At 46.4% G+C, this 11,052-nt stretch carries 9 protein-coding genes; 1 reads left to right on the top strand and 8 read right to left on the bottom strand.

Going from position 1 to position 11,052, the window contains the following annotated elements:
* Positions 1–31: 31 nt before the first annotated feature.
* The 7 genes from ACWXW9_RS26610 to ACWXW9_RS26580 form a co-directional block, all read right to left on the bottom strand.
* On the bottom strand, positions 32–790 hold the full coding sequence (locus ACWXW9_RS26610) for a DeoR/GlpR family DNA-binding transcription regulator (RefSeq protein ID WP_494931854.1): 759 nt from the start codon (positions 788–790) through the stop codon (positions 32–34).
* 20 nt (positions 791–810) lie between these two features.
* A complete protein-coding gene (rhaB, locus tag ACWXW9_RS26605; RefSeq protein WP_494931832.1) occupies positions 811–2,286 on the bottom strand; it encodes a rhamnulokinase in 1,476 nt (491 codons plus the stop codon).
* Positions 2,283–3,503 carry an L-rhamnose isomerase gene (gene rhaI / locus ACWXW9_RS26600; protein ID WP_283655852.1) on the bottom strand — a complete coding sequence of 407 codons (1,221 nt, stop codon included), beginning with the start codon at positions 3,501–3,503 and terminating at the stop codon, positions 2,283–2,285. The genes rhaB and rhaI overlap by 4 nt, the downstream gene beginning before the upstream one ends.
* Positions 3,504–3,922: 419 nt before the next feature.
* Positions 3,923–5,992 carry a bifunctional aldolase/short-chain dehydrogenase gene (locus ACWXW9_RS26595; RefSeq protein WP_494931831.1) on the bottom strand — a complete coding sequence of 690 codons (2,070 nt, stop codon included), beginning with the start codon at positions 5,990–5,992 and terminating at the stop codon, positions 3,923–3,925.
* 305 nt (positions 5,993–6,297) lie between these two features.
* Positions 6,298–6,939, bottom strand: a complete 642-nt coding sequence (locus tag ACWXW9_RS26590; RefSeq protein ID WP_494931830.1) for an acetyltransferase — start codon at positions 6,937–6,939, stop codon at positions 6,298–6,300.
* On the bottom strand, positions 6,936–8,075 hold the full coding sequence (locus ACWXW9_RS26585) for a DegT/DnrJ/EryC1/StrS family aminotransferase (protein ID WP_494931829.1): 1,140 nt from the start codon (positions 8,073–8,075) through the stop codon (positions 6,936–6,938). Before ACWXW9_RS26585 ends, ACWXW9_RS26590 begins: the two co-directional genes overlap by 4 nt.
* 33 nt (positions 8,076–8,108) lie before the next feature.
* Complete coding sequence (locus ACWXW9_RS26580; protein ID WP_494931828.1) at positions 8,109–8,975, bottom strand: glycosyltransferase family 2 protein; 867 nt, start codon at positions 8,973–8,975, stop codon at positions 8,109–8,111.
* A gap of 221 nt (positions 8,976–9,196) precedes the next feature.
* Between ACWXW9_RS26580 and ACWXW9_RS26575 the strand changes: the two genes are divergently transcribed.
* Positions 9,197–10,726 (top strand): glycosyltransferase, encoded by a 1,530-nt coding sequence (locus ACWXW9_RS26575; protein ID WP_494931827.1) that lies wholly within the window; start codon positions 9,197–9,199, stop codon positions 10,724–10,726.
* 127 nt (positions 10,727–10,853) lie between these two features.
* Here the strand turns inward: ACWXW9_RS26575 and ACWXW9_RS26570 are convergent.
* Positions 10,854–11,052: hypothetical protein (locus ACWXW9_RS26570; protein ID WP_494931826.1), on the bottom strand; the 199-nt coding region annotated here is incomplete at its 5' end.

Here is an 11,052-nt window from a genome sequence, read left to right as displayed (position 1 = left end):
CGGAGCGCCTTTCACCTCGACATTTTTAAATTTACACAACCGTTACCGGAATCGACAACTCTGCCAAATGACTGCGAATGGGGTCCGACAACCGCGAATCCGTAATAATCTCGGACACCTGCGACAATTTCACGACATGCGTAAACGCCTGCTGCCCAAATTTGCTCGCATCTGCCAGTAAAATCACGCGGTCTGCAATGCTGACCATTTTCTGCTTCAAACGCGCTTGCAGCTCATTCGATTCACTAATGCCCCGATCTAGATGCACCCCCTGACTGGAGAAAAACAATTTATCCACATAATACGATTCCAACGAGCGCTCCGCGAGCGGGCCTACGAATGACAGTGAACGCTGTAGTAACTGTCCTCCGGTCGAAATGACCTCGATTTTGTCCTTACCCGCCAGCTCTGTTGCTACACGGATCGAATTCGTCAATATCGTCAGCGGAATATCCGGCAAAATCGACGCCATATACCAGGCCGTCGTGCTGGCATCCAGCAAAATACGATCATGCGGCTGAATCTGCTTTACCGCTTCCTCGGCAATCCGGCGCTTTTCCTCTGCGTTCATAATTTCCCGTACCGCATAGGGCGTTTCGGGCTGCTCGTTTTTGACGCTAACCGCTCCCCCATGCGAACGGCGCAACCGTCCCGCCTGCTCCAGACGGTCCAGATCGCGGCGGATCGTTTCCTCTGTCACTTTGCACAGCTCACTCAACTCCGACACACGTATGCTTCCTTTTTCATTGACGAGCTGTACGATCATCTCATATCTTTCTGCGACCAGCATGGCAATCTCACTCCACATCTTTAATGTACAAAAAGTCCCGCCACCCGCCGGAATCGTCCGTAGGCATCCTCCCACGCTTGCGACTCAGCAGGTTCATACACCTCTACGGAAATAGAATCCGCGATGACCCGGCGTGCTTCCCATATATCGGCGAACTTTCCCTGTGCCATCCATTGTACCGCAAGATTGCCGATTGCGCTTGCTTCTGCGGGTCCGGCCCACACGGGTTTTTGAATCGAGTTGGCCGTCCATTGGCACAACAACCGATTTTGAATCCCCCCGCCGACCATATGCAGCCCGTTAAATCGTTGTCCTGACACGCGCTCCGTAAGCTCTAGAACGTAACGGTATTTCAACGCCAGACTTTCCAAAATACAGCGCGTAACCTCACCCGGTGTCTCTGGCAAAGGCTGCCCGGTATTGCGGCAATATTGGCGTATGCGTGTTCTCATATCTCCGGCATGCAGAAACAGCTCATCGTCCGGGTCGATCCAAGAAACGAACGCCGGAGCTTGCTCCGCCATGTGTACCAGCTCAGGGAAGGAATAAGAGGTTCCTTGACGCTCCCACTCTCTGCGTGCCTCCTGTAAAATCCACAAGCCCATAATATTTTTAAGCAGCCTGTAGGTCCGGCCTACCCCGCCTTCGTTCGTAAAATTAAATCTCAGCGTATCATCGTTGATCACCGGCTGCGGGGTTTCCGTTCCCATCAGGGACCACGTTCCGCAGCTTAAATATGCAAATGACCGCTCCAACGCAGGCACCGCAGCCACAGCCGATCCCGTATCATGTTCCGCGACCGCAATGACAGGAATCGCCCCGATGCCCAGATCAGTCATGACCGAGGAACGGATCGTACCGGCGGCACTTCCCGGCTCCAGTACCTTTCCAAACCAGGAACGGGGAATGCTGATACTAGACAATAACTCATGATCCCATGCCTGCTGCAACGGATTATATAACTGCGTGCTAGTCGCATTGGAAAACTCATTGTGCATTTCACCTGTTAGAAAATACCGCAGCAGATCGGGAATCATCAAGAAATGCTCTGCCTGCTCCAGCAGCGGCGATTTTGCTTTTCGCATAGCAGCCAACTGAAACATCGTATTAAAGGTCAAAAACTGAATCCCTGTGCGCTGAAAAATAAACTCCTTGCCCAGCTGACCCTGTACTTCCTCCATCACCCCGTGGGTATGCCAATCCCGATAATGATAAGGGTTACCCAGCAATTCTCCGGCTTCTCCAATCAGTCCAAAATCGACCGACCAGGAATCAATCGCCAGACTGGACGGGTTCACTCCCATGTGCTTAGCTTTGAGCAGTCCTTGCTGAACCTCGTGATACAGACGCAAAATATCCCAGTGCAGACGCTCCCCGACCTTGACCGGATCATTCGAAAAGCGATGGATTTCCTCCACCTCTATACGTGAATCCGTCAATCGACCGAGCAGAACCCTGCCGCTGCTTGCCCCCAGATCATATGCGAGGATGCTCACCAGCTTGCACCACCCTTGCCTCTTTGCAAAATCTGCGTGCCATAATCAGACGCTAAATAGGCTTTCATCGGATCAGCGGGTAGCCCTTGCTCCTCACGTATTGCCTTGAGCAATGGTGCAACGTCGAACTCAAACGCTTTACGCACAGCATCCTCCGCACCCAGCACATCCTGACGGCTCGCCGCTTCCTCCACCTCTGCATGATTGATCAGCAGCGCCTTCGCATATTGTGTCTGCACATTCAGCACTGATCGAATCATCGCCGGGATTTTTTGTTCAATATTGTGCGACTGGTCGATCAAATAAGCGATTTTGTCCACCGTATGTCGGATATCCGTATCCACATCCTGAGCTGCATTTAAAATTTGATAAAAAATCAAGAACAGCTCATACGGATTCGCGGAGCCCACGATGAGATCATCATCCGCATATTTGTAGCTATTAAAATGAAAGCCGCCCAGTCGCTTCTCATCAATTAAAAACGCGACAATATGCTCCACGTTAGCTCCTGGCAGATGATGCCCTGTATCCACAAGCACCTGTGCCTGCGGTCCCAACTTGGTCGCGTAATTGTACGCCATGCCCCAGTCGGCAATATCCGTATGATAAAAGGCTGGCTCGAACGCCTTGTATTCAATCAGCATGCGCATATCAGGTGTAAGCGCCTTATACATTTCGCTGAGTGCTTCCAGCATCCAATTTTTCCGCTTGCGGATGTCTCCCTGACCCGGATAGTTTGTTCCGTCTGCAAACCACAGGCTAAAATCGTTGGAACCTGTTTCCTTCGCAATGTCCACACATTCCAGCAAGTGGTTTGTTGCCTTGCGGCGGATTGCCGGGTCTACATTGGTGACGCTGCCGAGCATGTAATCTTCATCCTGAAACAGATTCGGATTAACCGCCCCAAGCCGCAGTCCGAGGCTTTCGGCATGACTGCGGAGCTTGCCGTAATTATCCACCTTATCCCACGGGATATGAATGGCGACCGATGGACACAATCCGGTTACTGCATGAACCTGTGCGGCATCCTCCAGCTTTTCGAACGGATCACGCGGCACGCCTGTTTTTTGAAAAACTTTAAACCGTGTACCTGAGTCGCCATAGCCCCATGATGGGGTTTCTATGCTAAGCGCTTTCAGCTTTGACTTTACTTGTTCCAGGTCAATGCCCCTTTGTTGCTGCTGTTCCTCGAATAAAGCGTACGCTTTGTCACTCATCGTGGTTCCTCCTTGAAAAGTGAGTGAGTTATGGTGGTGGGAGGCCGCTTCGCGTGCGGATTGTTCTTCCGATCGCTGTTATCCCCAGATTTTTTTATTTTATAGAACATATAAAGGTAAAAATCCGGGGATAAAGGCGAACGCTACGCTTCTTCAGAACAATTCCGCCCGCTCCGCTGCTGACCACCCATAAAGTCACTTCTATTTTAAAGTGTTAGTGTGTATATATAAAAGGATGCAAACACATAAATAAGTATTATTACTTATTTACGTGTTCCCAACTAATTACGAACCCTACAGTACTATGGTCCTGTGGCTTGGATTAGTGAAATGGATCTAGCATTTACTGAGGTTCATTTTAATAAAGCTAGTTCTTGTTTTCATCACGTGTAGCTTTATTGACTGCCTCTCATAACTTCCTATCTTGTAAAGGCTGCGGGGACGCCACCGTCGATGGTGAGCATACAGCCTGTCGTTTTCTCCGCCTTGGATGAGGCGAAAAAGGCAATCCCCTCGGCGATATCCTGCGGGTAAATGTTTACCAGTAGCGTCGTCCGCTTGCGGTAGTGTTCTTCCAGTTGGTCTGGCTCGATGCCGTAGGCGGCGGCGCGTTCGTTGCGCCAGTTGGAGTTCCAGATCGCCGAGCCTTGCAGAATCGCGTCCGGCAAAATCGTGTTTACCCGAATGCCGTATTCGCCGCCTTCTGCGGCAATACAACGGGCGAGATGCGCTTCCAGCGCCTTGACCGAGCTGTAGGCCGTTACATTTTTACCTGCATAGACGGAGTTTTTCGAGCCGACGAACACCATGCTGCCGCCAAGTGTCTGCTCCTTCATCAGCTTGAACGCTTCCCGTGCTACCAAAAAATAACCTGTGCCCAGCACGTTTATGTTCAAATTCCATTCCTTTAATGATGTTTCGTCGAATGGACTGGAGGTGGCCAGCCCTGCATTGTTGACGATGATATCCACACCGCCGTAGGTTAGCGCGGTTTCCGCATAGGCATCCTGAATCTGGTCCTCCTGCGTCACATCCATTTTGACTGCAATAGCGCGGTTTTCTCCGTAGTGGTCATTCAGCTCGGAGGCCACCTTTTGTGCGCCTTCCAGATTCAGGTCGGCCAACACGACATGTGCTCCTTCATCCACCAAACGGCGTGCGGTTGCACTGCCGATTCCGCCTGCACCGCCTGTAATGAGCGCGATTTTGCGTGAAAATTCCGCTTCTGCCGGAGCGAGTGACAGCTTATACAACTCCAAGGGCCAGTATTCCACGTTATACGATTCGTTTTCACTAAGCGAAACAAACTGTCCTAACGCCGTCGCACCCCGCATCACCGCGATAGCACGATGATACAAAGCGCCACTCACCTGTGCGTTGCTCCAGCTTTTGCCTGTGTTAATCATGCCGATGCCCGGGATTAAAATCACACGTGGCGCGGCCTCAAACATAACGTCTCCTTCATGCCGATTGCGTTCAAAATAAGCTTGGTATTGCTCCTTATAGGCTGCGATACCCTCTACGAGCTTTATTTTTAAACCCTCGACATCCTCTACGTCCGGTGTCCAGTCTACAAAAAACGGCACCACCTTGGTATGAACCAGATGATCCGGGCACGCTGCCCCGACCTGTGACAATACAGCAGAATCCTGACCATTTACAAACTCCAGCACGCCCTCTGCATCATCAAAGGTAAGGATCATCTTCTTCTCATCACTGACCGCTCCCCGAACAGATGGCATGACGCTAGACGCAATACTGCGGCGTTCCTCAGGAGTAAGCGCTTTATATTTTACGCCTCCAAACGACTCTTTTTCCTCTTGACGAGCTTTAATATAGCTTTCTGCTTCTTGAATGATTTCGATGGTTTTCGCATAGGCTGCCTCGGAAGTTTCTCCCCATGTAACCAGACCGTGCTTTTCCATCAATACCAATTCTGCTTGCGGATGATCGAGTACACCTTGAGCAATCATCTTGGACAGCTTAAAACCAGGACGAATATAAGGTACCCATACAAAACGGTCACCGAAAATCTCTTTCGCAATGTACTTGCCGTTATGCGCACAGCACAAGCTGATAATGGCGTCCGGGTGGGTATGATCCACATGTCTAAAAGGTAAAAAAGCGTGCAATAGTGTCTCAATCGAAGCACGCGGATGCTTGGCATCTATCATACAATTCGCCAGATACGCGACCATATCCTCGTCAGACATATCTTCCCTTTCGAACAAGGGACGGATATCCTCCATACGAAGCCCTGTAAAGTTATGCGCTTTCATCGTAGCAAGATCGGAACCGCTGCCCTTGACGTACATTACTTCTACTTCACGCCCGCGAAAATCCTGTATCGTCGTTTTGGCCGAAGTATTGCCGCCTCCCCAGTTACACACGCTCCTGTCTGTGCCGATAAGGTTAGAACGATATACGAGCTGTTCCAGCGTGTTTTTTTGCTCAGATGCTTGTGAAGAATTCCACAGACTTTGTACCATAGGAAAAAGACCTCCAAGTTCAGTTTTAGTTTTGAACTACTTTATTACAGTGGTTATTCTTGGTTTATGGAGACTATAACACTTTTGTTTTCATTTGAAAATAAGAAATACAAAAATAATCAAAAATAAATTTTAATTTTGAATAACCTGTAAAACGAGTATATTCATCTAGCTTAAAATATAATAAGGCCGTGCCGGGCCAGGTCATAAGAACCTTTTCCAGTACAGCCTTTTGGCAGGTAAATCACTTCATTGCCAAGCATATTGCTACGAAATGAATACGCTCTGTTCCAAGGGAAGGAGGCTCAGGGCATATCAAGCCGTTTTTTGACGACTGCTGGTACACCTGCAGCCATGGTAAATTCGGGTATATCCTCTTTAACAAAGGCCCCACCACCGATCATAGACCAACAACCGATGTGACGTTTCTCCCGTACTGAGGCTCCAATGCCGATATAGGCTCCCTCATCTATGGTTACATTGCCTGCCAGATTCACACCGGGGGCCATGGTTACATAATCACCAATAACCGCATCATGACTCACGTTAACACTCCGATTGATAATTACATGCTGTCCGATCTTAATATTGTCTGACAGGACAGCCCCCTCAAAGATCATGCTTCCCTCTCCAACGGTGTTTCTCTGAGATAAGCGAACACGGGGGTGTAATAGTGGGGCTGCGATACGAAATCCCGATTGAGTTGTATGATAAGCGAATCGCTTCTTTAATGCCGGGTCACCCACCCCCGCACATATCAGCTCTACCTCATATTTTAACGCTTCAATGTCAGTTAACGTCCCCAGTACAGGAACGCCATTTACGATCTTCCCTTTCGTCTCTGGCCGTTCGTCTAAAAAACCTACCACTTGAATTCCCAGCTCTTCACATAACCAGTTGACTTCCCTGGCATGTCCGCCCGATCCCCATATGACGATTTTCCTCATCTGGTTGTCTCTCTTCCCAAGCTCCCTAGAACGTTCACAATTCTTCGAACGATAATATCGTCCAACTCTTCCCACAAGGGCAGGCTGACAATATGTTTGGTAATATGCTCGGTAATATGAAGAGTAGACCGGGTATAACTTTGGAACTGCTTCTGCTGATGGCACGCCGGAGAAAAGTAGGTTCTGGCTTCAATCGAATTAGAGGCTAATAACTTAACAACTTCTTGATTGCTGTGAGAATCTGGACAAAGAATAGGTATAAATTGATGAACAACCGATCCTTGCGTTTTTTGTATAGACCATCCTCGTTCTAATAAGTCTGCTTGGATCAGTTCTTGAAGATAACATTCGTAGATGGTCCTTCTATTCTCCCGTACAGCTTTGAAATGGTCGAAAGTGGCTAAAGCGATAGCAGCGGTATACTCGGATATCTTACTGTTAAGACCTTGGGTGACAGACTCCCTGTTGCTGGAGAAACCGAAATTTCCCGCCTGACGAATTCGCTTGATGAGATCTTGGTCCAAACTGTATACCAATCCACCCTCTCCAATACCAAAAGATTTGGTGGCATGAAAGCTGAACACTACGGCTCCTCCGAAGCCTTTGCCAAAATGTACGGTTTCCTCTGAAGTCATGGTTCCAAAACTGGCAGCCGCATCGATGACTACCGGAATTCCTTGCTCTTGCAGCTTATTGTAGACGGATAAATCAATGGCTGTACCGAAAGTGGCATATGGAACGATTACCGCAATCTCATCGCCCAGCAGCTTGACCGTCTGTTCTAACTGTTCCCTATTCATTTGCCAATTCTCCGGTTCAATGTCAAGGAAGTAGGGTTCAAGCCCGCACCACTCAGCAGCAAGTGGGGTGGCAGCAAAAGTAAAACTTGGCATAACTGCATATTTTCCCTGTGGTCGCTTGCTTTGAGCGATCGCCAAAATCAACCCGATGGTAGCGTTATGAACGGTCACAGCCGAACCGATTCCATCAAACATTTGCGCAATGACCCGCTCTTCAAACAGGTTATTTAAGGGACCATAATTGGAGTAAATCCGCGTCTCTTCTATTTTCTCAAAATTGGCAATAAATCGTTCCTTTTTTACTAGATTAGGTCGTAAGAAGGGAATGTTGAACATGAGCTAGCCTCCTTCGCATATCGGATGAACAAGCTAGGACTCCAATGTTTTTAATATTATTTCAATTCGCTTGCTATCTGCATCAAATTGTGGACGACCCTTTATACGTTCATGATAAGAATGAAGTGCAGTTTTAAACAAATCGTCAGTATCAAGAAATCCATCATCCCTTGCGGCAATCATAATATCCAACCATTCCGTAAACGCATTTTGACCAAGTGTTTGATTATTTTGATTGGGATGTATTCGGAAATAGCTTAACGCTTCAGGAATATAAACTGCTTTTCCTTTGGATAGTAAGTTCAACCAAGATGCTAAATCATTAAGAAGAGAATACTGTTTTCCTTTATATACTCCAAACTGTTCGATAAGATCTGTTTTTTTAAACAACACTGTCGTAGGTTCACCAATCACATTTAAACAACGAGTTAATGCAACGTTTGCCAACATTCTTCCGTCCATTATCCTTGTTTCCTCGTGCAGCCTTTCCGTTGCATAGAGCGGTGGGAGAATAGCCCCTGATTCATTAATGGTTTGCCGATACGAGGTAACCAGTGTGATGCTTTCGAAATTTTCAAAAAAATAGATCATCCTTGCTATTTTTTCTTTATGAAACATGTCGTCATCCATCAAGTAATTGATATATTCACCTGACGTCAAATCGAAACATTTATGCCAATTTCCAAGAAAAAGATTTTTATCATTTTTATAATATTTAATTTGGGGAAAAGAATCTAAATAAGAATCAAGCATTTCTTGTACTTCACTCGTTGTACTGTCATCACAGATAATGATTTCGATGTTCGGGTAAGTTTGTTCCAATACACTGTCGATGGCGATTTTTAGTGTATGCGGCCGGTTATATGCAGGTATAACTACACTTACTAATGGGCATTCCACGCTTACTCCACCTTTCTTTTATGCTTAATTCAGACGATTTACTCGTTGGTTTTCATATGGGCTGATCTGTTCCTCACATCCCCGAACACATACACATACATATATATTACTAGGAAATAAAATGATGCCAGGAAAATGGATGCTTCAATAAAAACAACAACTCACGTCTGAATCGGCACCTCTCTCTCGTTGGTGTTCGAAACTGGTAAAGGAGAATGATCATGCCACTGAATTTCACTCCGCTACTGACAACTCATTTATTTGTATCGAAGAAGGTTTTAAAGGATCATGTAAAAGAATTGATAGATAGATTGGAAGAAAATCACATTACAATAAACTTGTATGAGGCTGATCAACCACTTATAAACAACAGCCTCCAAAAACCTCGGGTTTACGTCTCGCTCGGAGAAGAGTGGGGAGAATTTCCAGCACTAAAAGCGTTGCCTGATCACGAAAAAAAACGCTGGTTGCACTTCCATTCACCAGACGAAATTCAACCTATGCATTTATTTTTCTGCTGGCTCAAGGCAACAGATCCTCTTCCGGAGAATAGAACGATTCCTCCAACACATTTTTCTTCAAACACACCTTTAATATCCGTGTTTACTGCCAGCTACAGGTCAAAAGAAAAAATTCAACGCCCTTATCAATCCTTATTGAAGCAGACCTACAAGAACTGGGAATGGGTAATCGTGGATGATTCCGGTGATGAAGATGAGACATACAAGGAGTATTTACTCCCTTTAGAGGATCACCGTGTGCGGAGATATCGCCAGGATTCCCGTAATGGCTATATAGGGGCCATCAAAAGGTTTGCAGCAGGTCTATGTACAGGGGAAATTTTAGTAGAAGTCGATCATGATGATGAGCTAACTCCTGACTGCCTGGAGAAAATCGTCAAAGCATTTCAACAAAATCCTGACTGTGGCTTTGTTTATGGGGATTGTGCTGAAGTGTATGCAGAGAGCAATCATGCACATTGGTATGGCTGGGATTGTGGCTTTGGTTACAGTGTTCATTATCGAGTCTGGCTGCATGAAATGAACAGATGGCAAAATGCACAAAAACATACGACCATTAATGGCAAAACCATTCGTCATTTGGTCGGTTTACCCAATCATCCCCGTGCGTGGACGAGGGACTGTTATCATCTGATCGGAGGCCATCGCAATGAACTACTGGTAGCAGATGATTACGATATGCTAGTCCGGACGTTTCTTTGTACTAAATTTGTAAACATCCCCGATTTGATATATATCCAATATCGTAATGAAAATGGAAATAACACTACATTCCTCAGAAATAAGCAGATTCAGGTTCTTGTAAGGGAACTAAATAGATGCTATTTTCAAAGGATTCAAATGAGATTGAAAGAGCTCGATTTGCCTGAGCAATTGCCTTATCGTCGTATATGGGAGGCTTCTACGGATGATCTTGCCCGGAAATCTGCTCATGTTATTCAAGAAGATAATTCAAGATTCTCAATATTGTTCCCTATCCCCCATTCCTGCCCTGAAATAGAGCATACCCAATTAATTAAGACGCTCCAAAAGGGCATTGAAAACAACTTTATGGAGATCCAAATCGTGGTTGTAGGTCGAATTCCATCAGAAATTGAAACCTATGCCTCCAAAGCTCCCAGGGGAGCCATACGATGGTGGCCTATGGAGCCAAATGATTCATTAGAAACTTGTATTCAATATGCAAAATTTGTTGCGTCCTGTAAAGAGAAAGTGGTTGTGTTGCCTTAAATCTCAGGCAAGGCTGATTAGAATACTAGCCAACAGTTATTTTCCAATACCTTTGTCGAAGTCTCTTGGAATTCATTTCCACATGACTTCGACAAAGGTTTTTTTCGTTAGAGCAGAACTGCAAACATTAACTTAAGACAAAAAAAGACCCAAAAGTTATAATAACTTTTGGGTCATCTAAATATACCTTGACCTTAAGCTTACAGAATGCCTTGAGGTCCTTGGACTCCTTGAACTCCTTGAGGTCCTTGGTCTCCTTGGTCACCTTGAACACCTTGAGGTCCTTGGTCACCTTGGACTCCTTGAACTCCTTGAGGTCCTTGGTC

The sequence above is a fragment of the Paenibacillus sp. LT-B23 genome (assembly GCF_059417685.1).
The sequence above is the reverse complement of the archived record's forward strand: the minus strand, read 5'-3'. Positions and strand labels throughout refer to the sequence as shown.

Excerpts from the sequence above, each read along its gene's own strand:
- ACWXW9_RS26610 (WP_494931854.1), bottom strand. The coding sequence starts at position 790 with ATGCTGGTCGCAGAAAGATATGAGATGATCGTACAGCTCGTCAATGAA.
- rhaI (WP_283655852.1), bottom strand. The coding sequence starts at position 3,503 with ATGAGTGACAAAGCGTACGCTTTATTCGAGGAACAGCAGCAACAAAGG.
- ACWXW9_RS26595 (WP_494931831.1), bottom strand. The coding sequence starts at position 5,992 with ATGGTACAAAGTCTGTGGAATTCTTCACAAGCATCTGAGCAAAAAAAC.
- ACWXW9_RS26590 (WP_494931830.1), bottom strand. The coding sequence starts at position 6,939 with ATGAGGAAAATCGTCATATGGGGATCGGGCGGACATGCCAGGGAAGTC.
- ACWXW9_RS26585 (WP_494931829.1), bottom strand. The coding sequence starts at position 8,075 with ATGTTCAACATTCCCTTCTTACGACCTAATCTAGTAAAAAAGGAACGA.
- ACWXW9_RS26575 (WP_494931827.1), top strand. The coding sequence starts at position 9,197 with ATGCCACTGAATTTCACTCCGCTACTGACAACTCATTTATTTGTATCG.